Here is a 25,057-nt window from a genome sequence, read left to right on the forward strand (position 1 = left end):
ACGGCGAGTCGATTGCGACCGCCTTAATGGGGAGCTTTGCCTTCTCGGTTGAGCAGCTCCAGTCGTCGTTCTAGCTCTTGCTTCTTCGCCGCAAGCTTCTCCGCCAAAACATCATTGACGACGGTGTGGAGTCGCCACAGCTCTTCGAGAGACATGCTCTCAAGAGGCTTCCGATCCATGAATCCCCCCGACTCACGTATCGCACAAGGTTAGCGACAAGAACGAGACACTGCCACTTTCTCCCGACGAGATTCACATTTGCGAATGAAGGTACAAAGGTGAATGCCCTCCCTTAGCTTGCTGGGCATATTGGTTGGGAGCATGCTGCATTGACTGATAACATTCCGGCGCAGAGCCGATATTTCGTTCGAATGGGCGGCAAGGGTTGGATGGTTTACGATCGAGTACGCAAGGGCCCGACACTGATAGGGACCGCCTGGGCAGCCAATTTGACAAAGGAGCAAGCCGAACAAATCCTACGCTCGCTTACTTCTTCGGCCGCGGAGAAGCCACTTTCTGCAACCGACCGAGGCCCACAGTTCCCGATCTCGCAAATTGAGCGGGAAGTCTTATTTTCGGTCCATGCGTATGACGTACGAGCTCTGCTTGGCTACCGCCGCCAAGCACGTCCCTTCAGGGCCTGACTGGATCCACGAGGTAAAGTACGACGGCTACCGAATGCTGGTCATTCGGCAGAACGAGCGGGTGCGCCTCCTCTCTCGCAACGGTACGGATTGGACCAAGCGCTACCCCTGGATCGTCCAGGCCGCGCTGAAGAACCGCGAGCGGCACTTCGTCGACGGAGAGGCCGTGGTGCTCGGCGTCGACGGCGTCTCCGACTTCAACGCCCTGCATTCGCGTCGGCATGATGACGAGGTGCAGCTTTACGCCTTCGATATCCTTGTGCGCGGCGGCGAAGATCTGCGGCCCCTGCCCCTCTCGCTGCGCAAGAGCAACCTGGCGCGCTTGCTGCGCGGCCGGCCTGACGACATGTTCGTTACGCCATTCGAGGCAGGCGAGATCGGGAGCGAGGTCTATCGCGCCGCGGTTCGCATGGGCCTCGAGGGGCTGGTCTCCAAGCGTCGCGATCGGCGCTATAGCAGCGGTCGCTCCAAGGACTAGATCAAGGTCAAGAACCGGACGCATCCCGCGATGTCGCGGGTGATGGACGCCCTCAATAGCCCTTCCGTTAGATGCGGTAGTGGTCCCGATCTGAACACGGGAAAGCCGCTGTCATGTCAGCTGTCTGGAGAGGACCGAACGTCACATGATCGTTCGCCTGACGGCTGCTTATGACCCAATTCGGACTTGGTTTGCCATGGGCGATTCAAGCCCTTCCGAAAATGAATTTAAGCGGTTCAGTCTGAGTATTTTTGTAGTATCCTGTTGGACCCTCCAGCTCCGCAATATTTGGAAGGAGGTTTGGATGAACAAGTCCTTTGCCGGTGCCATTTTGATCGCGTTGGCAAGTTCTGCGATGGCTCAAGATGCGATGAAGGTGGTCAAGCCCGATGGGTTGACGTGGATAGAGCATCCGGTCTTCAGGGGCGCGCAAACCGCCCTCTTGATCGGTGACCTAACAAAGGCCGAGACGATCGTCCAGCGGGTCAAATTCCCGCCGAATTATAAAGTTCCGCCGCATACTCATCCCTATGCCGAGGTCGTCACCGTGATGAGTGGCAGCTTTGGGAACGCCATGGGGGAAAAGTTTGATCCCTCGAAAGGCGAGATATTGAAGCCGGGCTCCGTCTTCACGCTGCCGGCGAAGCACCCCCACTATGTATGGACGACAAACGAAGAAACGATGGTCCAAATTGTATTCACCGGGCCGGGGGGCATTGTGTTCATCGATCCAGCCGACGATCCGCGCAAGAAGTAAAAACGAAGCGCCGAAGCATAAAAAGAGGCCACCTCAATCGGGTGGCCTCTTTCGTCATTCCGGCACCGGCGCGATGTCGGCTGTTGGCCCTTAGCGGACCTTCACGGGGATGCTCGCTGAGGGCCGCTTGTGACCCAAAGCGGTCCTCGTTATCGGTCATTCAAAGTTGAACATTCCGGGACAGACAGAGTAGATAAATTCGCCTTATGCAACCGGAGCAGCAACCTTGTCGCGGTGCGTTCTTTGTGCCGTTTAGGATCAGTAGCCGAATGAAGCGACCACGTCCGCAACCGCCAAAAGACGCACCTCCGGACGCAGCATGGCTTGGGGGGCCGATCTCTTGGTTCTCGATTTCGCTGACCGTTCGGGCGGATGATCTCCATCCTGAGCATGTGACCCATCTTTTCGCTGTCGAGCCAACCCATTCACAAGTCAAAGGCCTACCGCGTTCGGCGAGGGCAAACGCACCTCCCGCCACGTTCGGTTCCTGGGCGGTTTGTCTAACGTCGGAAGAGACCGACGAATGGGACGTTACGGAAGCAGTTAGAACGCTGATCGCCCGCTTTCCTCAAGCGCCCACTGTCTGGGAACAGCTACCTGTGGGGGCACAAATTCGCTTGAGCTTTGGTCTCCACCTCGAAACTAGAAATCAGGGATTTTCGATACCTGCTGACATCCTCAAGTTCGCGGCCGACCGCAACATCGAGCTTGATTTCGACATATACAGCGAGCGAACGGCGACTGTATGAGGACCGCTTGTGGCCCGTGCCAGACCTCGGCCCGGAGCATCGCGAGGTTCCGCTTACTGAAGGTGATCTGAACAAGGCGATGCGGCGAGCTAATGCGAGGGCGCGATGCCAGACGATAACCAAGGGCCTCAACCGTGCACTTGCACCTTCAAAGAGCAACTGCACTGCCCCAGATTCCGGTCCGGCGAGTGCAACCAAAAGACAATTCCCGGAACCTTCGGGCATCGTAAGTCCAGATTTGGGCGCATCTCGCGACCAGCGTCAGTCCCCAAGAAGGCAAACACCCGCAGCGCGCGCGCTGAAACTGAGTAGGTAGTCGTGCAATTCACTGGCGCCGGGCACTGAGCCGGGTCTGGTATTGGCCCATAGCTGACCAACCTCGGCATGGTGCGTGATGGCAGCTTCTGACCCTAAGCGGCCTTCGCGGCCGTGGCATCACTCTGGTTTCCCCAGTTTTTGCCGGTACCTACGGGTAGGGGGCAGTCAAGCCCGTCAAAAGTCCCACTAGCCTGACGCGGAATGTGATACGACACTCGCGCAGCGTGGTTTGTCCCGCAGTAGGCCAACATGGCTGACATCCCGACCACTCACTACGTCAAAAGTGACGACGTCCATATTGCCTATCAGGTGATTGGCGACGGTCCACGCGACCTGCTGTTCGTCCCCGGTTTTGTCTCCAATGTTGAAGCGCTTTGGCAATCGCCAGGCCGCGCCTATTTTTTCCGCAGGCTTGCAACGTTTGCGCGAGTCATCATTTTCGACAAGCGCGGCACCGGAATGTCTGATCGCGGTTCCCAGATCTTCACACTTGAACAGCGGATGCACGATGTGCAGGCGGTGCTGGACCAAGTCGGTTCCCAGCGGGCCACCTTGTTTGGCGTATCCGAGGGCGGTCCGATGTCGCTGCTCTATGCCGCGACGTATCCCGAACGCACGTCCGCTCTGGTTCTTTGTGGCACTTATGCGCGACGCGCGTGGGCTCCTGACTACACATTCGGATGGACTGATGCGCAGTGGAGCACTTTCCTCGATGACATTGAGCACCACTGGGGCACGACAGATGCAATGAGTTTGCTGATGTGGGCGCCCAGCCTTGCCGGCAATACGCAGGCACTTGAGCAAGTTGCTGCCTACTTCAGGGCCTCAGCAAGCCCAGGGGCGGCATCCGCGATCATGCGCATGAACCGGGAAATTGATGTCAGAAATATCCTCCCCGTCACGCGTGTACCGACCTTAATTTTGCATCGCACCGATGAGCGCGTCATCGACGTGAAGCATGCGCGCTACATGGCGCAGATGATTCCTTCCGCCAAACTGATTGAGCTCAGTGGTCAGGACCATGTGGTCTGGGTAGGCAGTCAGGACGCAATCCTTGATGAGGTCGAAGAATTCGTCACTGGGCATCGGCAGGCAGCCCAGCCAGATAGAGTGCTTGCGACTGTGCTGTTTGTCGACATTGCGGGATCGACGGAACGCGCCGCCATGCTCGGCGACGGCGCCTGGCACGTACTGCTCGACGCGTTCTATGCCAAAGCGCGGGGCGTGCTCGGCCAGTATCGCGGGCGCGAAATCAACACCGCCGGCGACGGTTTCCTTGCCACGTTCGACGGACCCGCGCGCGCCGTACGCTGCGCCAGCGCAATCCGCGATGCGGTGCGCTCGCTCGATCTGAAGGTCCGTTGCGGTTTGCATACCGGTGAGTGCGAATTCGTCGCGCACGATATCGTTGGCATTGCCGTGCATATTGGCGCGCGCGTGGCGGCGCTAGCTGCGCCGGGTGAAGTTCTGGTCTCACAGACGGTTCGCGACCTCGTAGCAGGCTCCGGATTGACGTTTGAAGAGCGCGGCCGTCACACTCTCAAAGGCGTGCCTGACGAATGGCGTCTGTTCCGTGCGGTGATTACCTAGCCCGCTTTCACCCCGCCATGTGGTCAGAGCACCGAAGGACCGCTTTTGGCCCTTCAGCGACATTGGAAGATTGCTGCTTCTCCGCCGCTGTTCGGGCTTAAGCGGACATTAGCGGCGGCCAGCCGCTTAATGAGTACACGGACTAGTCATCGAGCTTTTCGGACGTGATCGCGCCGGTCTTGGCGTCGGCGTGAAATTCCATTCTCTGGCAGCAGCAAGCATCCATGAACGCCAAGAACGTGGCATAGTCCCCCCAGTTGCGATTCCATCCCATGCTATCGCTTCGAGTTTTAGTGTCGCAATACACGCTGGAAGAAGTCCCTGATATTCTCTTCCGATTCTTCGCCCGCGAACTATGCCGGAGGTAGCGGCTCGAGCTCTTCCTTGCCGTAATAGCCAATCACGCGGTAGGAGACGACTTTGCCCGATGACCGCGATACAACAACATCCACAAAATAGATTGCTTGATAAGGATTTTCTTCGTCCCCGATCATTTGCTTTTTTAGATGGCTCATCTCGTCAGTGAAAAACACTGCATGCGGCTTTTCATCTATTTCCTCTATCAAAGCACGGTCTGGAGTTGTTTTGGCTTCCGACTTCACGGAGTCTCTGTCCAACCTTTTCCAAACCATAGGTACGCGCTGCAAAACCTCCGCCTTCGGATTCTGAAGTAGCGTCTTTTCGAGCGCAGCGGTTTCAATAATCGATGACGCTTCCTGAGCTGTGACAGTCAACAATTGAACGGTAACCGGACCGTTGATCACATTGAATGTCTGCGATCCGCCGTGACTTGCGATCGGTTTCACTATGTTCGTTGCATCGTCGCAGTCTTTAATGGAGATATTGTCGGCTGCTGTCGCCTCTCGCTTCTTAGCAAAAAGGTCGATCAGAGACTTAAGATGCTTGCCGAACTTTTCGATCAGCTCGACCTTGTCGATTAGTGGTGCCAGCAAGGGGCCGGCCATTGCCACGGTTGAGACGAGGTCGGGTACTAAGTTGATGTCGATACTGCCGGGTTTGACAACCGACACCAGAAGGCGCGCCTCTGAGTTCTTAGTGGCTAACTCGTTCTCATGTTTCTTTAGGACGCGTCCTAAATGCTGCTCCCCTATGCACGACTGAAGAACAGCGCCAGAACGATTATTGTAAACTGCCTGTAAAGCGGCGGCTCTTTAATAACCGGCCGGCCCACGGGACCATTGAAATATTTGAAGAATTTGGTCGGAGCGAGAGGATTTGAACCTCCGACCCCTAGTCTCCCAGACTAGTGCGCTAACCGGGCTGCGCCACGCTCCGAACGTCGTTCCATTAGCTAGGATCGGCGCGATGCGCAAGGCGAGGCCGCAGCATTTTGCCGTCCCGGCCACAGTCCCCGGAACTGCCCGCAAGCCGGCGAAGCCCGCCCCTACCCATCCTTCAGCGCCTGATCCAGCATCTCGCGGCAGGCGACGAGGTCGGCGAGGACGCGCCCTAACCGTTCCCGGTCGATGGCGCTGGGGCCGGCCGGGGCCGCGGCAGCCGTGCCGCCCTTGCGGAAGGTGGTGAGGATTTCCTCGTCGTCGACCTCGGTGAAGCGGAAGTCGATGCCTTCCTCCTCATCACCCTGGTAGTCGTCATCGTCGGTGTCGGTGACGCCCTTGATGGGCGCCTCCTCGTCGTCGGGCTCCATCAAGCTGGCGCCGATGGCGTCCTCGATGGCGCCGAACGAGACCGCGGCGGCGCTGTCGGCAAGGCCCTGCACCGATTTGACGCCGTGCTCCTTCAGGATCCGCTGTACCCCGCGGATGGTGTAGCCCTCCCCGTAGAGGAGACGGCGGATGCCCTTGAGCAGGTCGACGTCGTCGGGGCGGTAATAGCGGCGGCCGCCGCTGCGCTTCATCGGCTTGATCTGGGAGAATCGGGTTTCCCAGAACCGCAGCACGTGCTGCGGAATGTCGAGCTCCTGCGCTACTTCGCTGATGGTTCGGAACGCATCCGGCGCCTTGTCCAAATGCCAAATCCTTTGCGAGAGGCGTTACGCCTCTTGTGGAGCCTTGCTGGCGTCACCGTTGGCGCGGTGCTGGCCGTTGATCCGCTGCTTCAGGATCGCCGACGGCTTGAACACCATGACGCGGCGCGGCGAGATCGGCACCTCGGTGCCGGTCTTTGGGTTGCGGCCGATGCGCTGACCCTTCTTGCGGACCATGAAGGACCCGAACGAGGACAGTTTCACCGTCTCGCCCTTTTCCAGGCAGTCGGTGATCTCCTTCAGCACGAGTTCCACGAAGGCGGACGATTCCGTGCGCGACAGGCCTACCTTCTGGTAGACGGCTTCGCACAGATCGACACGCGTTACGGTTTTACTTTGATCGGTCATCGCCCTGCCCCACATCACGGCGAACAATTGTTGTCTGAAATTATGAGGTTACGATACGGCGGTCAACAGCGCTCATCAATGCACACGCATCGATAATCGGCGCTGATTCCGGCAAAATTTTATCGACTGTGGCCCTACCAGCGCACGAGCGCGGAGCCCCAGGTGAAGCCGCCGCCCATGGCCTCCAGCAGGACCATGTCGCCTTTCTTGATGCGGCCGTCCTTGCGGGCCACCGACAGCGCCAGCGGAATCGAGGCGGCCGAGGTGTTGCCGTGACGGTCCACCGTCAGCACCACCTTCTCCGGCGCGATGTGGAGCTTGTGGGCGGAAGCGTCGATGATTCGCTTGTTGGCCTGGTGCGGTACGAACCAGTCGATGGTCTCGGCATTGAGCCCGGTCGCCTGGAAGGCATCGACGATGACGTCGGTGATCATGCCGACTGCGTGCTTGAAGACCTCGCGGCCCTCCATGCGCAGATGGCCGACGGTCTGGGTCGAGGACGGCCCGCCGTCGACGAACAGCTTTGCCTTGTGGCGGCCGTCGGAGCGCAGATGCGTGGTGACGATGCCGCGGTCGGTCGCGGCCTTGCCCGGCTGCTCCTGCGCCTCCAGCACGACCGCGCCGGCGCCGTCGCCGAACAGCACGCAGGTGCCGCGGTCGTTCCAGTCGAGGATGCGCGAGAAGGTCTCGGCGCCGATCACCAGCGCGCGCTTGAACGCGCCGGTGCGCAGGAAATTGTCGGCGGTGGCGAGCGCGAACACGAAGCCGGAGCATACCGCCTGGAGGTCGAAGGCCGCGCCGTGGGTGATGCCGAGCCCGTGCTGCACGGCAACGGCCGTCGCGGGGAAGGTGTTGTCGGGCGTCGAGGTCGCGAGCACGATCAGGTCGATCGACTGCGCGTCCATGCCGGCATCGGTGAGCGCGGCCTGCGCCGCCTTGATCGCCAAATGCGAGGTGAACTCGCCCTCGGCCGCGATGTGCCGCTCGCGAATGCCGGTGCGCTGCACGATCCACTCGTCGGAGGTGTCGATACGCGCCGCCAATTGGGCGTTGGTCACCACCTGCTCCGGCAGATAGGAGCCGCAGCCCAGCACGACCGAACGAATTTGAGTCACGAAACAGCCTCCTGCGCGGCCTGCACGGAATTGAGTGCACCGCCCTCGCGGTTGAGCATCTGATTGATCTTGTTCAGGAGATCGTAGTGAGCCATCTCATAGCCAACATCGATCGCATAGGCAAAGCCTTCGGCGCTGGTTCCGCCGTGGCTCTTGACCACTAATCCGTTCAAACCCAGGAACACGCCGCCATTGGACTTGTTCGGGTCCATCTTGTCGCGCAGGGCCTGGAAGGCGCTGCGCGCAAAGAGATATCCGAGCTTCGACAGCCAGCTCCGCCGCATCTCGTTGCGGAGTAAGTCCGCCATCTGCCGGGCGGTTCCCTCGGCGGCCTTGAGCGCGATGTTGCCGCTGAAACCTTCGGTCACAATGACGTCGGCCAGCCCCTTGCCGATGCCGTCACCCTCGACGAAGCCGATATAGTCGAGCTCCGGCAGGTTCCTCGCACGCAGGATCTCGCTGGCCTCGCGGATCTCCTCGTGCCCCTTGATCTCTTCGGCCCCGATATTGAGCAGCCCGACCGTGGGGCGCTTCTTGTCGAACAGCACGCTCGCCATCGCTGCGCCCATCACCGCGAGCGACACCAGATGGTGCGCGTCACCGCCGATGGTGGCGCCGAGGTCGAGCACGACGGACTCGCCGCGCCTGGTCGGCCATATCCCCGTGATCGCGGGACGGTCGATCCCGGGCAGCGTGCGCAGGTGGAAGCGCGACATCGCCATCAGCGCGCCGGTATTGCCGGCGGAGACCGCGACATCCGCCTCGCCCTTCTTCACGGCGTCGATGGCAAGCCACATCGAGGAGGTCTTGCGGCCGCGCCGCAGCGCCTGGCTCGGCTTGTCCGAGCCGCTGACGGCCACGTCGGTGTGGATGATCTTCGAAGCCGCTTTGAGCGCGGGATGCTTCTCGAGCTCGGGCTCAATCCTGGCGCGGTCCCCGACCAGCAGGAACTCGGTCTCGCGATGCCTCTGAAGCGAGATGGCGGCGCCGGGAATGACCACGGCGGCGCCGGCGTCGCCCCCCATGGCGTCCAGCGCGATGCGAACCTTGCTTGGCATAAAAGTCCTGGAAACCTGGTCTGGTGCGGTCTTGGATCAGCGGGACCGCAAAATGAGTTCGCCACGGACATGGCGGCCGGCCAAGCGCCACGCTGCACCCGGGCCGGGGCGCGACAATAGCGTTTTGTACCCCCGAAACAACCTCTTGCCCCCAGCCTTTTGCATCCGGGGCGATCCGGCCGCGAACTCCTGAATCTGCAAGAAATGCACTGAAATTAGCCAGATAAAGAAGGCTTTGAAACCATCCCGGCAAATGCCTCGCGCACCGCCGCAAGACGATCCCTGGGGGAAATGCCCGGCTATTGGCCCTTCTTGTTGTCCTGCAGCGCCTTCAGGGCCGCGAATGGATGGTCCTCGGGATCGGGGGCGGTGACCTCCGGCTCGAACACGACCCCCTCCTTGCGCGGATAGGGATCGATTGCCAGGAACAGGGCGTCGGTGGCGAGCCGACCAAGGTCGATGATGCCACCCACGATCGCCTCGGGCGGGTCAGCGACCTCAGGCGGCGCCTCCTCGTCCTGCCCCTCGGCGATCAGGTCGGCCAGGCGGCGCGCCTCGGCCTCGGGGGCGAACACCAGGTCCACCTCCTCCTCGATCTCGCTTTCGATCGGATCGAGCGTGACCACGCAGGTCTGGCCGATTCGGGCCCGGACGCTGCCGGTCACCTGGACCCGGCCGCCACTCCTGGGCACCACGTCGAAGTCGGCCTGGGCGGACAGGATCTCGCGGAGGCCGGCGACCTCCGCCATGGCCTGCCGCTCGGCGGCCGAGGCCTCGAGCTTGCGATGCAGACCGGTGTCGGGGATTTGCGCGACGATGACGGGGGCCCGCCAGGGATCGGGCTCGGATCCGGTATTGGGTCGGCTCATGGCGTGTCGCCCTCGAGAAGCGCTGGAGGAAACCTGAAGGAGGCGCGCAGCAGCGCGGCCTCGTCGGCCCGGCCGAGATCGGTCTCGGTGGCCCGGGCATAGGCCGCGAGCCGCCTCGCCTGGTCCGGGCCGGTCCCATTCAAGATATTCTTGCAGATCGCCTCTGCCAGGGCCTCGCCGCCGGCCTCGATGGCCTGGTCATAGGCCTGCACGCGGCCGTAAAACGCCTCGCCGAACGCCCGCATCCGCTTCGGCACGGTCTGGTCGCCGACCCCCATCTCGCGCAGATTGTCGTCCATGTCCTCGCAGAAGCGGTCGAACAGCGCCTGCGACAGCTCCGAGGCTCCTGCGGTGGCGCCCTGGACCGTACGCAGGCGCCGCAGCAGCAGCCACAGATGCAGCAGCAACAGGTCGAAACGCCCGTTAACCGTATCGGGCACGCCCAAGTCGCGGTAAAATATGGGTTCTCGCGCCTGCGTCACGATCATGCCATAGATGGCTTCAATGGTGCCCGACGGGGTTAGCCGGGGTTTCCTGAAGTGATTGAACGGCCAAAGCATTGTGGTTTCCGCAAGCGGGCGCGCGCGAGTTGCATTCAGACGCCCAGCCCGGTACTTCAGCGCCTCGCGCGACGCAAGGGGACGGAATCAGTTCCGCTATGACGACAACGAACCAGATCAGCCTGCGCGCGGGTACGCGGCGCGGCCTTCACGCACGCTGGCGCGGCTTGCGCATGCTCGCCGCCGTCGCCCTGGTCGGCGCCGCGCTCACGGGCTGCACCGGCGAGCAATTCCAGAAGGGTTACATCCTGCCGCCCGGTGCGCTGGAGCAGATTCCGATCGGCGCGAGCCAGGATCAGGTGCTGATCGTGATGGGCACGCCCTCCACGGTGGCGACCCTCGATGGCGAAGTGTTCTACTACATCTCCCAGCGCTCGGAGCGCATGGTCGCCTTCATGAACCAGAAGGTGGTCGACCAGCGCGTCATCGCGATCTATTTCGACAAGAACCGGCGCGTGCGGCGCCTCGCGAATTACGGCCTGCAGGACGGCAAGATCTTCGACTTCATCAGCCGCACCACGCCGACGTCGGGCCAGGAGATGAGCTACCTCACGCCGCTGTTCAAGCTGCTCAGCTTTAACTGAGCCCCGGAGCGTTTTCGGGCGAAGCCGGCGACCGGCTCGCTTCAGGAAAACGCTTCAAGACAAGCATCCAGAACGCCTTCCAATTCCGCCGGAAGGTATATGCCCCTCGCCTGCGGCGTCGTGCCGCCCTCCGCGCGGCACTGACCGCCGCGCGCGACTTGCCGTCGCATCTGCGGTTTCCTACGCTCCCTGCAAAGAAAGAAGCAGGGAGTGGATTCGTGCCTAAGACTTTGTCCCGACGTCGCGTGCTCACCGGAGTGGCCGGCCTTTCGGCCGCAGCGATCCTGCCGCGATCGAGCCTTGCCGACTGGAAGCCGACCGAAAACGTCCGCCTCGTGGTGCCGGCTGCGGCCGGCGGCTCGACCGACGTGTTGGGTCGGCTCCTGGCCGCGCATCTGCAAACCGCCTGGGGTCAGTCGGCCGTCGTGGAAAACCGCTCGGGCGGCGGCGGCACCATCGGCACCGCCGAGGTGGTTCGTGCCAAGCCCGATGGCCACACCATCCTGGTCGGCAATCCCGGTCCGAACGCGATCGCCTACAGCATCTTCAAGAATCTGACCTACAAGCCGGACCAGCTCCAGCCGGTCTCCAACATGATCCGGATCCCGAACATCGTGTCGGCGCATCCGAAGACCGGCATCAAGTCGATCGCCGAGCTGATCGCCTATCTCAAGGCCAATCCGGACAAGCTCAGCTACGCCTCCTCCGGCGTCGGCCAGAGCCCTCACCTCACCGGCGCCTGGTTCCTCCAGCTCACCGGCCTCAAGATGACGCACATCCCGTTCCGTGGCGCCGGACCCGCGCTCCAGGCGGCGCTGGCGGGCGACATCCAGATCCTGTTCGACAACCTCTATCCGAGCCTGCCGCAGGTGCAGAACGGCACGCTCAACGGCCTCTGCGTCACCACCACCGAGCGCAGCGACCTTGCGAAAGACCTGCCGACCATGCGCGAGAGCGCGCCGGAGCTGGCGAATTTCGACGTCTCGTCGTGGTTCTCGGTCTTCCTGCCGAAGGGCGTCTCGCCCGAGGTGCTGAGCGCGCTCAATCTCCAGGTCAAGGCGATGCTGGAGCGCGACGACATCAAGAAGCAGATCGCGGCCATGGGCGCCCGCGCCGACTACGGCACGCCCGAGCAGTTCGCCGCCTTCGTGGATGCCGAGACGAAGAAGTTCGCCGGCATCATCCAGAAGGAAGGGCTGCAGATGGACGTGCAGTGACGCACGGCCGCGATCTGTAGGGCGGATTAGCGAAAGCGTAATCCGCCTTCGATGCGGTTCGGGCGATGGCGGATTGCGCTTCGCTAATCCGCCCTACGCACTGTCACTACAAACAAAAACCCCGCGGCTCGCGCCGCGGGGTTTTGCCTTGTCTTGTCTCGTCTCTCGCCGCTTAGTGCGCCAGGATCGCCAGCAGCAGCAGGGCCACGATGTTGGTGATCTTGATCATCGGGTTCACCGCGGGACCCGCCGTGTCCTTGTAGGGATCGCCGACGGTATCGCCGGTCACCGCCGACTTGTGGGCGTCAGAGCCCTTGCCGCCGAAATGACCGTCCTCGATGTACTTCTTGGCGTTGTCCCAGGCGCCGCCGCCCGAGGTCATGGAGATCGCGACGAACAGGCCCGTCACGATGACGCCGAGCAGCATGGCACCGACGGCGGAGAACGCCGCCGACTTGCCGGCCACGCCGCCGCCCGCGATCGCGTAGATCAGGAAGTAGACGACGATCGGTGACAGCACCGGAAGCAGCGAGGGGATGATCATCTCCTTGATCGCCGCCCGGGTCAGCAGGTCGACCGCCTTGCCGTAATCCGGCTTGTCGGTGCCCTGCATGATGCCCGGCTTCTCGCGGAACTGACGCCGAACCTCCTCGACGATCGCGCCGGCGGCACGGCCCACCGCGGTCATGCCCATCGCGCCGAACAGATACGGCAGCAGGCCGCCGAACAGCAGGCCCACCACCACATACGGGTTGTTGAGCGAGAAGTCCGGATTGACGCCGGCGAAGTAGGGATGGCGCGCGGAGTCTGCAACGAAGAACTTGAGGTCCTGGTTGTAGGCCGCAAACAGCACGAGCGCGCCGAGACCGGCCGAACCGATCGCGTAGCCCTTGGTGACCGCCTTGGTGGTGTTGCCGACCGCGTCGAGCGCGTCGGTCGACTTGCGCACCTCCTTCGGCAGGCCCGCCATCTCGGCGATGCCGCCCGCGTTGTCGGTGACAGGGCCGAACGCGTCGAGCGCGACGACCATGCCGGCCAGCGCCAGCATGGTGGCAGTCGCGATCGCGATGCCGAACAGGCCGGCGAGGCTATAGGTGACCAGGATGCCGGCGATGATCACGATCGCGGGGAGCGCGGTCGCTTCCATCGAGACGGCAAGGCCCTGGATCACGTTGGTGCCGTGGCCGGTCACCGAGGCCTGGGCGATCGACTTCACCGGCCGATAGTCGGTGCCGGTGTAGTATTCGGTGATCCAGATGATCAGCGCGGTGACGACGAGGCCGACCACGCCGCATTGGAACAGCGCCATGCCGGTATAGTCGACGCCATCGAGCTTGCCGAAGCCGATCAGGTAGTAGATCACCAGCGCGATGCCGATCAGCGACAGGACGCCGGTTGCGATCAGGCCCTTGTAGAGCGCACCCATGATCGACTGGCTCGGCCCGAGCTTGACGAAGAAGGTGCCGATGATCGAGGTGATGATGCAGATGCCGCCGATCGCGAGCGGCAGCGTCATCATGTTGGCGAGGATCGGCGTCTTGGCGAAGAAGATCGCGGCGAGCACCATGGTGGCGACCGCGGTCACCGCATAGGTCTCGAACAAATCGGCAGCCATGCCGGCGCAATCGCCGACATTGTCGCCGACGTTGTCGGCGATGGTGGCCGGGTTGCGCGGATCGTCCTCGGGAATGCCGGCCTCGACCTTGCCGACGAGGTCGCCGCCGACGTCCGCACCCTTGGTGAAGATGCCGCCGCCGAGACGGGCGAAGATCGAGATCAGCGAGGCGCCGAAGCCGAGCGCCACCATGGCGTCGATGACGGTACGGCTGTCAGGCGCAAGCTTCAGCGAATGCACCAGGAAGCCGAAATAGAGCGTCACGCCGAGCAATGCCAGACCCGCGACCAGGAGGCCGGTGATCGCGCCGGCCTTGAAGGCCAGCTCGAGGCCGCCGGCGAGCGAGGTGGTCGCGGCTTGCGCGGTGCGCACGTTGGCGCGGACCGAGACATTCATGCCGATGAAGCCGGCCGCCCCCGACAGGACGGCGCCGATCAGAAAGCCGATGGCGACGTAGATTCCGAGGAAATAGACAAGCAAGAGGAAGATGACCACGCCGACGATGCCGATCGTCGTGTACTGGCGCCGCAGATACGCCTGTGCACCCTCAGCGACCGCTCCCGCGATCTCCTGCATGCGCGGCGACCCCGCATCCGCGCTTAACACCGAAGACGTCGCCCAAATCGCGTAGACGACGGAAAGCACTCCGCAGAGCACTATCAACCATAATGCTGTCATGTGATTTTTGCCTCAGATCCTTGATGTACCCCCGGCGCCTTTTGTTGTCCGTCGAGCGGTGCGGCGCCTTGATTTCGAACAAAGCCGCCCCTTGCCCAAAAGGGGCGGCCTTAGTCGGTAGCAAGCTTGCCAAAATCAAATTGAGGGTGCAACGCCGGATAAGGCCGAAAACGCCGATCTCGGCAGGTATTTAGGCCAAGTGCAGCGAACTAAGATGCCGGTTTGGAGCAATTCCTAGAAGTGGCTGTAGGACAGCCGCTTCAAAACCAATTCCTGGCCCTGCCCGTCCAGGAAACGCGGCCCCTGCTTGCCCGCGACGATCGTGCCGATCGCGGTGACGGCAAGGCCGGCCGCCCGCCCCGCGGCCATCAGCGCATCGCCCTGCGCCGGCGGGACGGTGCACAGCACCTCGTAGTCGTCGCCCCCCGCAAGCAGCGTCTCGACGCAAACCACGTTGCGGGCAACCAGGCTTGCTGCCGCGGCCGAAAGCGGCACGCTCGTCACGTCGACCGTGGCCGAGACCCCGGACGCCGCACAGAGTTTGGTCAGATCGCCGGCGAGCCCGTCGGAGACGTCCATCGCTGCGGTCGCATGATCGCGCACGGCCCGTGCCAACGGGTTGCGCGGTTGCGGCACGCGATAGCGTGAGATCAGGGCTTCCCTTGCAGCGGGATCGGTCGTGAGCGCAGCCGCGGCAGCACCGCCCGTGAGCACGTCGAGGCCGAGCGCAGCGTCGCCGATCGTGCCGCTCACCAGGATGCGATCGCCTGGCCTCGCGCCGGTCCGGCCGACCATCCGCCCCTGCGGCACGCGGCCAAAGGCCGTGATCGAGATCATCTGCGGGCCCGGCGTCGAGACCGTGTCGCCGCCGAGCAGCGGACAAGCGAATTCCTTTGCATCCTCGCCCAGCGCGTCCGCAAAGGGCCGGAGCCAGGCATCCTCCTGGCTCCGCAGCGCCAGTGTCAGCACGAATCCCGCCGGCGTCGCGCCCTTGGCGGCGAGATCGGACAGGTTCACCCGCAGCGCCTTGCGCGCGACGGTGTCAGGGGGATCGGTGGCAAGATAGTGCACGCCTTCGACGACGGCGTCAGTGGTGACGACGATGTCGTCGCCGGACGACGACAGCACCGCCGCGTCATCGACCAGACCGAACGCACCGGGATCGGTCGCCAGCGGCTTGAAATAGCGCGCGATGAGGGAGTCTTCGGGGGAGGGGTTTTGCGGAGTGGTCATCGATGCAAGCCCCACCCCCCGCTGTCATCGCGCGGCATGACCGGGCGATCCAGTATTCCAGAGACGATCGTGTGACATCGACAGGCCGCGGCGTACTGGATCACCCGCCTTCGCGGGTGATGACAGCGGAGTATGGGGCAGCCGTCTCGCATGAATTCACCGCCCTCGCCGGAAATTACCCCCGCCCGAACTCGTCGCCGCGAAACTGGCGGCCGATCTGGTCGAGCACGGCGTTGACCATGCCGGTCTCCTCGCGGTCGACGAAGGCGTTGGCGACGTCGACATATTCGGAGACGACGACGCGGCCCGGCACGTCCTTGCGGTGCTCCAGCTCATAGGCCCCTGCCCGCAGCACCGCGCGCAGGATCGCCTCGATCCGCTTCAAGGGCCAGCCCTTCGACAGCGCCTCGTCGATCAGGGGATCGAGCTTCTTCTGGTCGCGCACGACGCCCGAGACGACGTCGCGGAAGAAAGCCGCTTCGGCCGGCAGGTAGGTGTCGCCCTCGACCTCATTGCCGAGCCAATGGCTCTCGAACTCGGCAAAGATGTCGTTGATGCCGGCGCCGGCAATATCCATCTGGTACAGCGCCTGCACGGCCGCGAGCCGCGCCGCGCCGCGCCGGTTTGCCTTCTTCTCGTTAAGCCCTGCCGGCTTCTTGGTGGGATCAGCCATGGCTCAGGCCCGCGCCATGCGGCGTTTGATGCGCAGCATCGCAAGCGCCGCACGCGCGGCATCGCCGCCCTTGTTGAGCTCGCTGGCGCGCGCCCGCGCCCAGGCCTGCGCCTCATTATTGACGGTGAGGATGCCGTTGCCGAGCGGCAGCTTTCGCGCCACGGCAAGATCCATCAGCGCGCGCGAGGATTCCTGCGACACGATCTCGAAGTGAATGGTGTCGCCGCGGATCACGCAGCCGAGCGCGATCACAGCGTCATAGGGCTTGCCGTTCGCCGCCGCCGCGTCGATGGCGATGGCGACCGCGGCCGGAATCTCCAGCGCGCCGGGAACCGTGATGACGTCGTGGGTCAGGCCCGCCGCCTTCAGCTCGGCGATCGCGCCGTCCAGAAGCGCGTCCTGGAGATCGTCATAGAACCGCGCCTCGACAATCAGCGCGCGCGCGCCGGAAATGTCAGTCTGGTCCTTCAGGGGTGCGCGCCGCGCGTCTGCCATCGTCTCAATCCGTTTACTGGGGTCGGCGCGTTATGTAGTCGCCGCAGGCACGTAAGCCAAGTTTTAAAGACACTGTCATTCCGGGGCGATGCGAAGCATCGAACCCGGAATCTCGAGATTCCGGGCCTGGTCCTGCGGACCATCCCGGAATGACGGCTCTGCCGTCACTTCATTTCCGTCAACCGCGCCGCATAGCGGGCCATCAAGTCGACCTCGATATTGACCTCGTCCCCCGCCTTCCAGCCACCGATCGTCGTGACCGAGAGCGTGTGCGGGATGATCAGCACCGAAAAAGTCACGTCCTTGACCGTATTGACCGTGAGCGAGACGCCGTCGAGCGTGATCGAGCCCTTGGTCGCGATGAACCGCGCCAGCTCCCGCGTGGTCGAGAGCTCGAACCGCGCCATGTCGGGCAGATCCTCGCGGCTGACGAGGGTCGCGATACCGTCGGCGTGGCCGGCGACGATATGCCCGCCGAGCTCGTCGCCGATCTTGAGCGCGCGCTCGAGGTTGAGCCTGGTGCCGACCTTCCAGTGCTTGGCCGTCGTGAGTGCCAGCGTCTCCGCCGCAGCATCGACGTCATACCAGGTCCTTTGCTCAGAGTCCTTGCCGCCTGCGACGCCGGACGCAACCACGGTCAGGCACACGCCGTTGCTGGCGATCGAGGCACCGTCGGCGATGGTGGTCTGATCGAAGCGGCAGGCGATGCGCAGCCGGTGCAGCTGGCCCTGTGCCACGGGCGTGAAGCTGACGATCTCGCCGATATCGGTGACAATGCCGGTGAACATTACGCGCGCTCGTAGATGGTGAGAGTATCCTTGTCGAATGTTTCGCTAGCATGAACCTTGTAGGCCTGCGACTGCGTGATTTTCGACAGGGGCAATGCATCGAGCGCATCGACGCCGCCACTGCCGACCGCTTCCGCGCCGCGGAACAGCCAGATCTCGTCGACGAGGTCGGCCGCGACGAACGAAGCCGCAACGCGGCTGCCGCCCTCGACCATCAGGCGGGTGATGCCCTTCCCGGCCAGCGCATGCAGTGCGGCCGGCAAATCGAGCCCGGAGGCGCCTGCCGGCGGGATGCGGATCACTTGCGCGCCGGTCGCGCCGAGACGTGTTGCTGCCGCGGCTTCCGCAAGGTCGCAGCCCATCACCCAGAGCGGCGTCTCGCGCGCGGAGCCCACAAGCTTGCTCGCCCCGGGAATACGCAGGCTCTGGTCGAGCACCACGCGCACCGGCGAGCGCGCCGCCATGCCCGGCAGGCGGCAGGTGAGAAGTGGATCGTCCGCCAGCACCGTGCCGATGCCGACCAGGATGGCATCACTCTGCGCGCGCAGGAGATGCACGCGATTGCGCGCCCCCTCCCCCGTGATCGCGACCGGCTTGCCGCCGGCGGCGCCGATCTTGCCGTCGGGCGACACCGCAAGCTTCAGGATCACGTGCGGACGCTTGTCCCGGATGCGGCGGAAATGCCCGGCGTGATCGAACGCGGCTTCCGCCGCGCATAGGCCCACGTCCACATTGATCCCGGCCGCGCGCAGCCGCGCGTGCCCCTGCCCCGCGACCTCAGGATTGGGATCCTCGATCGCCGCCACCACCCGCTTGATGCCGGCCGCGATCACCGCGTCGGCGCAAGGCGGCGACTTGCCGAAATGCGAGCAAGGCTCGAGCGTGACGTAGAGCGTGGCGCCGCGTGCGGCTTCACCTGCGCGCCGCAGCGCTTCGGGCTCGCCATGCGGCCGTCCGCCTGGCTGGGTCCAGCCGCGGCCGACGATGACACCGTCCTTGACGACGACGGCGCCCACGGCCGGGTTAGGCCAGGTGCGTCCCTGCCCGCGGCGTCCAAGCGCCAGCGCCAGCTGCATGAAACGAAGATCGGCGTCCTTGGCCTCGCGCGCCTTCTGCGCGAACTGATCCTCCAGGATGCGGAAGATCATTTGCGGATCGCGGCGAGCCGCGCTTCCTCCTCACCGGAGAGCTCGCCGAGCACGTCGGCGAAATCCTTGGCCTCGCGGAAATTGCGGTAGACCGAGGCGAAGCGCACATAGGCAACGTCGTCGAGGGTGCGCAGATGCTCCATCACGGTCTCGCCGATCACCTCGGAAGAGATCTCGGCCTCGCCTCCGGTCTCGAGCTCGCGCACGATAGTGGAGACCATCTTCTCCACCCGCTCCGGCTCGACCTGCCGCTTGCGCAAAGAGATCTGCACCGAGCGCATCAGCTTGTCGCGGTCGAACGGCACGCGGCGGCCGTTGCGCTTGATCACCGTGAGCTCGCGCAATTGCACGCGCTCGAAGGTGGTGAAGCGGAAATTGCAGGCGACGCACACGCGCCGCCTGCGGATCACGGAAGAGTCCTCGGTCGGACGCGAGTCCTTTACCTGCGTATCGAGACTGTTGCAGTTCGGACAGCGCATCCGCGTGACCCAGCTTTACTGATAGATCGGGAACCGATCGGTGAGCGCCTTGACGCGTTCCTTGATCGCGGCTTCCACCAGCGGCGCCTTGCCGTCGTCCGACTGCGCGATCGCGTTGAGGACCTCGGCGATCATGCCGCCGACCTGCTGGAATTCCGCGACGCCGAAGCCACGGGTGGTCGCCGCCGGCGTGCCCAGACGAATACCGGAGGTCACAAACGGCGACTCGGGGTCGAATGGAATGCCGTTCTTGTTGCAGGTGATGGCGGCGCGGACCAGCGCCTTCTCCGAGGCGTTGCCCTTCAGGCCCTTCGGCCTGAGATCGACCAGCATCAGATGGTTGTCGGTGCCGCCGGAAACGATGTCGAAGCCATGGCTCTTCATCGCCTCGGCCAGCGCCTTGGCGTTCTCGACGACGTTCTTGGCGTAAACCTTGAAGTCCGGACGCAGCGCCTCGCCGAAGGCGACCGCCTTGGCCGCGATCACGTGCATCAGGGGGCCGCCCTGCAGCCCCGGGAAGATCGCCGAGTTGAACTTCTTGGTCAGTGTCTCGTCATTCCACAGCATCAGGCCGCCGCGCGGACCGCGCAGCGATTTGTGCGTCGTCGTCGTGGTGATGTGGGCGTGCGGCACCGGCGAGGCATGCACGCCGCCGGCGACGAGGCCCGCGAAGTGCGCCATGTCGACCAGGAGGTACGCGCCGACGCTGTCCGCGATCTCGCGGAAGCGCTTGAAGTCCCAGGCGCGTGAATAGGCCGAGCCGCCGGCGACGATCAGCTTCGGCTTGACCTGTTCGGCCTGCTTGGCAACCGCATCCATGTCGATGATCTGGTCCTCGCGGCGCACGGTGTAGTGCGCGGCCTTGAACCACTTGCCGCTCATGTTGACGGGCGAGCCGTGGGTGAGATGGCCGCCCGCCGCGAGGTCAAGGCCCATAAAGGTGTCGCCGGGCTGCAGCAGCGCCAGGAACACCGCCTGGTTCATCTGGCTGCCGGAGTTCGGCTGCACGTTGGCGAATTTGGCGCCGAACAGCTTCTTGGCGCGGTCGATCGCGAGGTTCTCGGCGACGTCGACCCACTCACAACCGCCGTAGTAGCGCGCGCCGGGATAGCCTTCCGCGTATTTGTTGGTCATCACCGAACCCTGCGCTTCCAGCACGGCCCGGCTGACGATGTTCTCGGAGGCGATCAGCTCGACCTCATGGCGCTGCCGGCCGAGCTCGCCCTTGATGGCGGCGGCGATTTCCGGGTCGGCCTGCTCGAGCGGAGCGGTGAAAAACGAATCGGGCGCGGAGGCGGTTTTGGGTGCGGTCATCTTGCGAATATCTCCACCGCCGCAGCCTTTTGGCGGGCTACGGGCGGTCTGGTGTGGCGATCGGAAGCGGCGAGCGCGATCTACCACATCGCCCGCAACAGGCCAAGCATTTGCGGGTCGGGGATCTGAATTGTGCCAGATATGGTGGGAATCGGGGGAATTCGGAGGCGCTGGACCTAGCCTTGATCCCTGACCGCTGCGAAGGCCGACCCGCAACCCATCTAAAATTGTGCCTAGAATTAAGCACACGCAGAAGGAGGCAGACTTTCGGCGGGCCGGCGGGCTATAGGATTACCAGTGCGGCTTGGGCCGCTAAGGGAACGTGGAGGCACAATGTCAGCCAAGATCGAGCACTGCGTGAAGGTGCACGTCCCTTTGTCGAACCCCGGTCGTGGAACAGCCGAGGAACACGCTTCCATTCACAGCGTCTCCGACAGGCTGCAAGACGCAATCGTTTTGCAGGAAGTCGGCGAATTTGATGGCGACGAGTTCGGGGGCGGCGAATGCCAGCTGTTTATGTACGGCCCAGATGCAAATGCACTTTTCGAGGCAATCCTCCCGATCTTGAGCAGTTGGCCAGCTCTCAAGGGAGGATACGCCGTGAAAAGGTTTGGTCCGCCCGGATCACGGACCGAAAAGGTCAAGTTCGACTAGAGCTGCGGCCGATCTGGGTGCCGTAGCCCGGCCTCCCCTCCTACAACCCGGTATACCCCGCCTTCACCGGGTCCACGCTGCCGTCGAGCTGGCGCAGATAGGTCAGGCCGCAGACCGTCAACCGGTGGGTGTCCTTCTCGCCCGCTTCCATCAGGATGTTGAGATAGTTCGTGACCTTCTCCCTCGCCTCCTCGCTGGCCGCGGCGGTGCGGTTGGCGAGCAGGTCATAGGTCTGCATGATGCGGTCGATGGCGGCTTCCATGGCACCCTCTGGTTCGTGCGATATTCTGGGTTCGTCGGTATTTTGGGACTGTTGATCAGGCAACCGCGCGGGCCTCGGCCTGCGCCTGGAACCGGGCGATCGCCGTGTTGGCGAGCCGGATCTTGTTGAACTCCCCGTTCTGGAGCAGCTTGATGATGATCCCGAGCAGGCGTTCGTCGGTGACGAGCGTATCGGGGATCGCGCCGGAACGGCGAAGGTAGTTCGCGGCGATGGCGTAGGCCTCGCTCACGAGTTCCACATTCATCGCCTGCAGCCCGCGCTCGACCAGCATCGACCTTTCTCCGATCCGAAGGAGATAAGCACCAGGCCCGGAACTGGTTCCTCGGATCGCAAAATTTTCTTCGCAGGTGCAAAATGCAAAACGCACCGGTCCGGGGCAACTCCGGGCCGGCGCGCTGGGGAAGTTAGGCACGTTCGGGCGGCTTGCCGGTCTTGTTGCGGGCCGGCTTGGCCTTATCCCTTGGAAACTCAGAGCCGATACAGGATCTGGTCGGTCCAGAACCGCTCGAGGCGGTGCAGTGACTTGTTGAGGGTCGAGAATTCCTCGCCCGAGATGCCGCCGACCTGCTCCACCGTCTTGACGTGCTTCTGGTAGAGCGCATCGACGATGCGGCGGACTTCCTGGCCCTGCGGGGTCAGGCGAATGCGCACCGAGCGGCGATCAACGCGCGAGCGCTGATGGTCGAGGAAGCCGAGCTCGACGAGCTTCTTCAGATTGTAGGAGACGTTGGAGCCGAGATAGTAACCGCGCGTGCGCAGCTCGCCCGCGGTCAGCTCCTTGTCGCCGATGTTGTAGAGCAGGAGAGCCTGCACCGAGTTGATGTCCGCGCGGCCGCGGCGATCGAATTCGTCCTTGATCACGTCGAGGAGCCGGCGATGCAGCCGCTCCACCAGAGTCAAAGCTTCCAGATAGAGCGACTGCACCGAACCCTGCTGGCCGGAGACGCGCTCTGCGGTATCTGCCGCAGTTGCGACGGCTTTCATCATGACACTTCCCCTGTTGTCGTTTTTATCGACACTTATTCGACGAAACTTGTGTCCCGTCTGATAGGCGCAACTTAAGGGGCTCGTTTGAAGATCGGCTTAAATAAGAGAATAAAGAGATCATGAATTTAAGACAGTGAATTGCGGATTAAGCCTGTGCCACAAGCACTTTTCGAAAGCCTCTGTTGACCTTCGCAAGGTCCTGTTCACCCTCCGTCCGCCGCAACTGTCGCATTCCAGAACAGCCCCGCTCCGTTTCGAAACGGGCGCGTAACGGCTGTGGCGGAACCGGCTGGTCAACGAAAACTTACCGCAAATTTTAGGCAACCAACGGTCAACCAATCCGGCACAACTCCGCGCCTCCGCTCTCGTGTCCCGGACAAGCGCAGCGAAGCGGAGCGCAGAGCCGGGACCCAGAGGGCCACAAACGAGATCGCGGAGAGATGGGCCCCGGCTCTGCAACGCATCACGCCACAAGCGCGGCGCGCTGCATTGCGTCGGGGCACGAGAGCGCGCGTTGTGCTACGGCGGCCGTTCGCGCGCGGCCATCCAGGCGAGCGCGAGATAGGCGGCGAGCATGAAGGCTTCGACGCCGACGACGATCAGGCTGCCGCCGTAGATGCCCGGGAACATCAGCTCGATCACCGCCATCGACACCACGGTGGTGAGCCACACCACGGCGCCCCACGGCGTTGCCAGCCACAGGCCGACCGCGGCGACGAGCTCGATCACCGCGAAATAGACGGTCGCGGCCTGCCAGGCCATCGACTGGTTCTCGAACGCCTCGTCCTCGCCGCCGACGAAGCCCGTCACCTGCGCCCAGTGATAGAGACCCTTCAGGATCGAGAGCAGCGCCATCACCCGCAGGAACAGCACGAGGCGGCGCGTCCAGACATTGTCGTCGGACTCCGAGCGCTCCGACGAGATCGCAGCCACCGACATCGCGCTGTCTCTGGCGCTGTCTCTGACGGCGTCCCTGGGGCTGCCGTCACGGGCCGCATCGCGGGTGGAAATCTCGGACATGGCCCCCTTCTGGCTGCTTCGGCCCGCAAAATCAATCGGCGCCCAAGCTCGACGGCCAAGGTCAGCTCAATTCTGCCTTGCGGCAGGTCAAGCCGCGGTGGCGGGAACCATGCGAGCTGATATAAGAATAATTCCAGCCGGAGGAAGAGTGATGGCGATCAAATACGGACGTCCGATCGAATTGCGCGAGGTTTCGCGCCGCGAGGGAGCGGCGGTGCCCCATGCCCTCGATCTGACCGTCCGCCCGCGCCGCAACCGCAAGGCCGAATGGGCCCGGCGGATGGTGCGCGAGAACGTCCTCACCACCGACGATCTGATCTGGCCGCTGTTCCTGATCGACGGCCACAACAAGCGCGAGCAGGTTGCCTCGATGCCGGGCGTCGAGCGCCTCAGCGTCGACCAGGCCGTGCGTGAGGCCGAGCGCGCCATGAAGCTCACCATCCCCTGCCTCGCGCTGTTTCCCTACACCGAGCCGTCTTTGCGCGACGAGGAAGGCTCCGAAGCGACCAACCCGAACAATCTGGTCTGCCAGGCGGTGCGCGCGATCAAGAAGGAGTTTCCGGAGATCGGCATTCTCTGCGACGTCGCGCTCGACCCCTTCACCAGCCACGGCCATGACGGCCTGATCTCGGACGGCAGGATCCTCAACGACGAGACGGTCGCCGTGCTGGTGCGTCAGGCGCTGGTGCAGGCCGAAGCCGGCTGCGACATCATCGCGCCCTCCGACATGATGGACGGCCGCGTCGCCGCGATCCGTGAGGGGCTGGACCGCACCGGCCTGCTCGACGTGCAGATCATGGCCTACGCCGCGAAATACGCCTCGGCCTTCTACGGCCCGTTCCGCGACGCCATCGGTTCGGCCAAGACGCTGACCGGCGACAAGCGCACCTATCAGATGGACAGCGCCAACACCGACGAAGCGCTGCGCGAGGTCGAGCTCGACATCGCTGAAGGCGCCGACATGGTGATGGTGAAGCCCGGAATGCCCTATCTCGATGTCGTCCGCCGCGTGAAGGACACGTTTGCGATGCCGACCTTCGCCTACCAGGTCTCGGGCGAATACGCGATGATCGCAGCCGCCGCCAACAACGGCTGGCTCGACGGCGAGCGCGCCATGATGGAAAGCCTGCTCGCCTTCAAGCGCGCCGGCGCCGACGGCGTGCTGAGCTACTTTGCCCCGAAGGCGGCGGAGAAGCTGCGCGCGCAGGGATAAGGTGCCGTAGGGTGGGCAAAGCGAAGCGTGCCCACCAATCCATCCATCGCGCAAGATAGCGGGCAATGGTGGGACGGCGCTACGCGCCTTTGCCCACCCTTGTAATAGCGCGATCGTTTATCTTTGACCTGTTCCATGAGGAATGGCCTGCCGCGGTTTGCACCCCGCGACAGGCCGCTGGC

Annotated in this window: 27 protein-coding genes and 1 tRNA gene; 8 read left to right on the top strand and 20 right to left on the bottom strand. The window is 63.5% G+C overall.

The genetic code is table 11. The features are described 5' to 3' along the window. Positions 1 to 582 precede the first annotated feature (582 nt). The 4 genes from GGD61_RS30015 to GGD61_RS30030 all read left to right on the top strand — a co-directional run bounded on the left by GGD61_RS30015 (position 583) and on the right by GGD61_RS30030 (position 4,536). Entirely contained in the window at positions 583 to 1,122 is a 540-nt protein-coding gene (locus GGD61_RS30015; RefSeq protein WP_183231732.1) for an RNA ligase family protein, read from the top strand. Between the two features lie 145 nt (positions 1,123 to 1,267). After that, entirely contained in the window at positions 1,268 to 1,879 is a 612-nt protein-coding gene (locus GGD61_RS30020; RefSeq protein WP_246786079.1) for a cupin domain-containing protein, read from the top strand. Between the two features lie 269 nt (positions 1,880 to 2,148). Continuing rightward, positions 2,149 to 2,628: a DUF4279 domain-containing protein gene (locus GGD61_RS30025; RefSeq protein ID WP_177237152.1), complete on the top strand. Its 480-nt coding sequence runs from the start codon at positions 2,149 to 2,151 to the stop codon at positions 2,626 to 2,628. 567 nt (positions 2,629 to 3,195) lie between these two features. Beyond that, the gene (locus tag GGD61_RS30030; RefSeq protein WP_018320062.1) at positions 3,196 to 4,536 is read left to right on the top strand and encodes an adenylate/guanylate cyclase domain-containing protein; all 1,341 of its coding nucleotides are present in this window, start codon (positions 3,196 to 3,198) and stop codon (positions 4,534 to 4,536) included. 353 nt (positions 4,537 to 4,889) lie between these two features. On the opposite strand, the gene GGD61_RS30035 is transcribed toward GGD61_RS30030, so the two are convergent. From GGD61_RS30035 to GGD61_RS30070, 8 genes are all read right to left on the bottom strand, one after another. After that, positions 4,890 to 5,567 carry a hypothetical protein gene (locus GGD61_RS30035; protein WP_092257469.1) on the bottom strand — a complete coding sequence of 226 codons (678 nt, stop codon included), beginning with the start codon at positions 5,565 to 5,567 and terminating at the stop codon, positions 4,890 to 4,892. 187 nt (positions 5,568 to 5,754) lie between these two features. Further along, positions 5,755 to 5,832, bottom strand: a tRNA-Pro gene (locus GGD61_RS30040). 109 nt (positions 5,833 to 5,941) lie between these two features. After that, on the bottom strand, positions 5,942 to 6,526 hold the full coding sequence (locus GGD61_RS30045) for a MerR family transcriptional regulator (RefSeq protein ID WP_018320058.1): 585 nt from the start codon (positions 6,524 to 6,526) through the stop codon (positions 5,942 to 5,944). A 24-nt stretch (positions 6,527 to 6,550) separates the two neighbouring features. Then, on the bottom strand, positions 6,551 to 6,892 hold the full coding sequence (locus tag GGD61_RS30050; protein WP_026202294.1) for an integration host factor subunit alpha: 342 nt from the start codon (positions 6,890 to 6,892) through the stop codon (positions 6,551 to 6,553). Between the two features lie 134 nt (positions 6,893 to 7,026). Continuing rightward, positions 7,027 to 8,007, bottom strand: a complete 981-nt coding sequence (locus GGD61_RS30055; protein ID WP_018320056.1) for a beta-ketoacyl-ACP synthase III — start codon at positions 8,005 to 8,007, stop codon at positions 7,027 to 7,029. After that, the gene (gene plsX / locus GGD61_RS30060; protein WP_018320055.1) at positions 8,004 to 9,065 is read right to left on the bottom strand and encodes a phosphate acyltransferase PlsX; all 1,062 of its coding nucleotides are present in this window, start codon (positions 9,063 to 9,065) and stop codon (positions 8,004 to 8,006) included. Before plsX ends, GGD61_RS30055 begins: the two co-directional genes overlap by 4 nt. Positions 9,066 to 9,364: 299 nt before the next feature. Beyond that, positions 9,365 to 9,934, bottom strand: coding sequence for a DUF177 domain-containing protein (locus GGD61_RS30065; RefSeq protein ID WP_183231733.1), 570 nt, complete (start codon positions 9,932 to 9,934; stop codon positions 9,365 to 9,367). Then, the gene (locus tag GGD61_RS30070; protein ID WP_183231734.1) at positions 9,931 to 10,494 is read right to left on the bottom strand and encodes a ubiquinol-cytochrome C chaperone family protein; all 564 of its coding nucleotides are present in this window, start codon (positions 10,492 to 10,494) and stop codon (positions 9,931 to 9,933) included. The genes GGD61_RS30065 and GGD61_RS30070 overlap by 4 nt, the downstream gene beginning before the upstream one ends. Positions 10,495 to 10,592: 98 nt before the next feature. Between GGD61_RS30070 and GGD61_RS30075 the strand changes: the two genes are divergently transcribed. Together GGD61_RS30075 and GGD61_RS30080 are read left to right on the top strand one after the other, a co-directional pair. After that, positions 10,593 to 11,078, top strand: coding sequence for an outer membrane protein assembly factor BamE (locus tag GGD61_RS30075; RefSeq protein WP_177237153.1), 486 nt, complete (start codon positions 10,593 to 10,595; stop codon positions 11,076 to 11,078). A 218-nt stretch (positions 11,079 to 11,296) separates the two neighbouring features. Then, positions 11,297 to 12,295, top strand: a complete 999-nt coding sequence (locus GGD61_RS30080; protein WP_018320051.1) for a tripartite tricarboxylate transporter substrate binding protein — start codon at positions 11,297 to 11,299, stop codon at positions 12,293 to 12,295. A 172-nt stretch (positions 12,296 to 12,467) separates the two neighbouring features. On the opposite strand, the gene GGD61_RS30085 is transcribed toward GGD61_RS30080, so the two are convergent. The 8 genes from GGD61_RS30085 to glyA form a co-directional block, all read right to left on the bottom strand. Continuing rightward, on the bottom strand, positions 12,468 to 14,588 hold the full coding sequence (locus GGD61_RS30085; RefSeq protein ID WP_018320050.1) for a sodium-translocating pyrophosphatase: 2,121 nt from the start codon (positions 14,586 to 14,588) through the stop codon (positions 12,468 to 12,470). A gap of 234 nt (positions 14,589 to 14,822) precedes the next feature. Continuing rightward, positions 14,823 to 15,821 carry a thiamine-phosphate kinase gene (thiL, locus tag GGD61_RS30090; RefSeq protein WP_092257477.1) on the bottom strand — a complete coding sequence of 333 codons (999 nt, stop codon included), beginning with the start codon at positions 15,819 to 15,821 and terminating at the stop codon, positions 14,823 to 14,825. Between the two features lie 175 nt (positions 15,822 to 15,996). Continuing rightward, positions 15,997 to 16,494 (bottom strand): transcription antitermination factor NusB, encoded by a 498-nt coding sequence (gene nusB / locus GGD61_RS30095; protein ID WP_018320048.1) that lies wholly within the window; start codon positions 16,492 to 16,494, stop codon positions 15,997 to 15,999. A 3-nt stretch (positions 16,495 to 16,497) separates the two neighbouring features. Then, positions 16,498 to 16,989 carry a 6,7-dimethyl-8-ribityllumazine synthase gene (gene ribH, locus GGD61_RS30100; RefSeq protein ID WP_092257480.1) on the bottom strand — a complete coding sequence of 164 codons (492 nt, stop codon included), beginning with the start codon at positions 16,987 to 16,989 and terminating at the stop codon, positions 16,498 to 16,500. Positions 16,990 to 17,153: 164 nt separating this feature from the next. Further along, on the bottom strand, positions 17,154 to 17,777 hold the full coding sequence (locus tag GGD61_RS30105) for a riboflavin synthase (RefSeq protein WP_092257483.1): 624 nt from the start codon (positions 17,775 to 17,777) through the stop codon (positions 17,154 to 17,156). Next, the gene (ribD, locus tag GGD61_RS30110) at positions 17,777 to 18,925 is read right to left on the bottom strand and encodes a bifunctional diaminohydroxyphosphoribosylaminopyrimidine deaminase/5-amino-6-(5-phosphoribosylamino)uracil reductase RibD (RefSeq protein ID WP_092257487.1); all 1,149 of its coding nucleotides are present in this window, start codon (positions 18,923 to 18,925) and stop codon (positions 17,777 to 17,779) included. The genes GGD61_RS30105 and ribD overlap by 1 nt, the downstream gene beginning before the upstream one ends. Then, a complete protein-coding gene (gene nrdR, locus GGD61_RS30115) occupies positions 18,922 to 19,404 on the bottom strand; it encodes a transcriptional regulator NrdR (protein ID WP_011087793.1) in 483 nt (160 codons plus the stop codon). Before nrdR ends, ribD begins: the two co-directional genes overlap by 4 nt. 15 nt (positions 19,405 to 19,419) lie before the next feature. Then, complete coding sequence (glyA, locus tag GGD61_RS30120; RefSeq protein ID WP_018320044.1) at positions 19,420 to 20,718, bottom strand: serine hydroxymethyltransferase; 1,299 nt, start codon at positions 20,716 to 20,718, stop codon at positions 19,420 to 19,422. Positions 20,719 to 21,051: 333 nt separating this feature from the next. Here glyA and GGD61_RS30125 point away from each other — a divergent pair, with 333 nt between their 5' ends. Beyond that, positions 21,052 to 21,372 carry a hypothetical protein gene (locus GGD61_RS30125; RefSeq protein WP_183231735.1) on the top strand — a complete coding sequence of 107 codons (321 nt, stop codon included), beginning with the start codon at positions 21,052 to 21,054 and terminating at the stop codon, positions 21,370 to 21,372. Positions 21,373 to 21,412: 40 nt separating this feature from the next. On the opposite strand, the gene GGD61_RS30130 is transcribed toward GGD61_RS30125, so the two are convergent. From GGD61_RS30130 to GGD61_RS30145, 4 genes are all read right to left on the bottom strand, one after another. Beyond that, complete coding sequence (locus GGD61_RS30130) at positions 21,413 to 21,634, bottom strand: hypothetical protein (RefSeq protein ID WP_018320042.1); 222 nt, start codon at positions 21,632 to 21,634, stop codon at positions 21,413 to 21,415. Between the two features lie 55 nt (positions 21,635 to 21,689). Continuing rightward, the gene (locus GGD61_RS30135) at positions 21,690 to 21,926 is read right to left on the bottom strand and encodes a hypothetical protein (protein WP_018320041.1); all 237 of its coding nucleotides are present in this window, start codon (positions 21,924 to 21,926) and stop codon (positions 21,690 to 21,692) included. Between the two features lie 197 nt (positions 21,927 to 22,123). Further along, positions 22,124 to 22,642, bottom strand: a complete 519-nt coding sequence (gene ldtR, locus GGD61_RS30140) for a transcriptional regulator LdtR (protein ID WP_018320040.1) — start codon at positions 22,640 to 22,642, stop codon at positions 22,124 to 22,126. Positions 22,643 to 23,161: 519 nt separating this feature from the next. Further along, on the bottom strand, positions 23,162 to 23,662 hold the full coding sequence (locus GGD61_RS30145; RefSeq protein WP_018320039.1) for a DUF6163 family protein: 501 nt from the start codon (positions 23,660 to 23,662) through the stop codon (positions 23,162 to 23,164). 151 nt (positions 23,663 to 23,813) lie between these two features. Here GGD61_RS30145 and hemB point away from each other — a divergent pair, with 151 nt between their 5' ends. Further along, entirely contained in the window at positions 23,814 to 24,875 is a 1,062-nt protein-coding gene (gene hemB, locus GGD61_RS30150; protein ID WP_092257493.1) for a porphobilinogen synthase, read from the top strand. The last annotated feature ends 182 nt before the right edge of the window (positions 24,876 to 25,057 follow it).

The sequence above is a fragment of the Bradyrhizobium sp. SBR1B genome (genome assembly GCF_014198205.1).
Classification (GTDB): Bacteria; Pseudomonadota; Alphaproteobacteria; order Rhizobiales; family Xanthobacteraceae; genus Bradyrhizobium.

Coding starts and splice junctions, on each gene's coding strand:
- GGD61_RS30015 (WP_183231732.1), top strand. CDS start 583: ATGCGTATGACGTACGAGCTCTGCTTGGCTACCGCCGCCAAGCACGTC.
- GGD61_RS30020 (WP_246786079.1), top strand. CDS start 1,268: ATGATCGTTCGCCTGACGGCTGCTTATGACCCAATTCGGACTTGGTTT.
- GGD61_RS30025 (WP_177237152.1), top strand. CDS start 2,149: ATGAAGCGACCACGTCCGCAACCGCCAAAAGACGCACCTCCGGACGCA.
- GGD61_RS30030 (WP_018320062.1), top strand. CDS start 3,196: ATGGCTGACATCCCGACCACTCACTACGTCAAAAGTGACGACGTCCAT.
- GGD61_RS30050 (WP_026202294.1), bottom strand. CDS start 6,892: ATGACCGATCAAAGTAAAACCGTAACGCGTGTCGATCTGTGCGAAGCC.
- plsX (WP_018320055.1), bottom strand. CDS start 9,065: ATGCCAAGCAAGGTTCGCATCGCGCTGGACGCCATGGGGGGCGACGCC.
- GGD61_RS30065 (WP_183231733.1), bottom strand. CDS start 9,934: ATGAGCCGACCCAATACCGGATCCGAGCCCGATCCCTGGCGGGCCCCC.
- GGD61_RS30070 (WP_183231734.1), bottom strand. CDS start 10,494: ATGCTTTGGCCGTTCAATCACTTCAGGAAACCCCGGCTAACCCCGTCG.
- GGD61_RS30075 (WP_177237153.1), top strand. CDS start 10,593: ATGACGACAACGAACCAGATCAGCCTGCGCGCGGGTACGCGGCGCGGC.
- GGD61_RS30085 (WP_018320050.1), bottom strand. CDS start 14,588: ATGACAGCATTATGGTTGATAGTGCTCTGCGGAGTGCTTTCCGTCGTC.
- thiL (WP_092257477.1), bottom strand. CDS start 15,821: ATGACCACTCCGCAAAACCCCTCCCCCGAAGACTCCCTCATCGCGCGC.
- nusB (WP_018320048.1), bottom strand. CDS start 16,494: ATGGCTGATCCCACCAAGAAGCCGGCAGGGCTTAACGAGAAGAAGGCA.
- ribH (WP_092257480.1), bottom strand. CDS start 16,989: ATGGCAGACGCGCGGCGCGCACCCCTGAAGGACCAGACTGACATTTCC.
- GGD61_RS30105 (WP_092257483.1), bottom strand. CDS start 17,777: ATGTTCACCGGCATTGTCACCGATATCGGCGAGATCGTCAGCTTCACG.
- ribD (WP_092257487.1), bottom strand. CDS start 18,925: ATGATCTTCCGCATCCTGGAGGATCAGTTCGCGCAGAAGGCGCGCGAG.
- nrdR (WP_011087793.1), bottom strand. CDS start 19,404: ATGCGCTGTCCGAACTGCAACAGTCTCGATACGCAGGTAAAGGACTCG.
- glyA (WP_018320044.1), bottom strand. CDS start 20,718: ATGACCGCACCCAAAACCGCCTCCGCGCCCGATTCGTTTTTCACCGCT.
- GGD61_RS30125 (WP_183231735.1), top strand. CDS start 21,052: ATGTCAGCCAAGATCGAGCACTGCGTGAAGGTGCACGTCCCTTTGTCG.
- GGD61_RS30130 (WP_018320042.1), bottom strand. CDS start 21,634: ATGGAAGCCGCCATCGACCGCATCATGCAGACCTATGACCTGCTCGCC.
- GGD61_RS30135 (WP_018320041.1), bottom strand. CDS start 21,926: ATGCTGGTCGAGCGCGGGCTGCAGGCGATGAATGTGGAACTCGTGAGC.
- ldtR (WP_018320040.1), bottom strand. CDS start 22,642: ATGATGAAAGCCGTCGCAACTGCGGCAGATACCGCAGAGCGCGTCTCC.
- GGD61_RS30145 (WP_018320039.1), bottom strand. CDS start 23,662: ATGTCCGAGATTTCCACCCGCGATGCGGCCCGTGACGGCAGCCCCAGG.
- hemB (WP_092257493.1), top strand. CDS start 23,814: ATGGCGATCAAATACGGACGTCCGATCGAATTGCGCGAGGTTTCGCGC.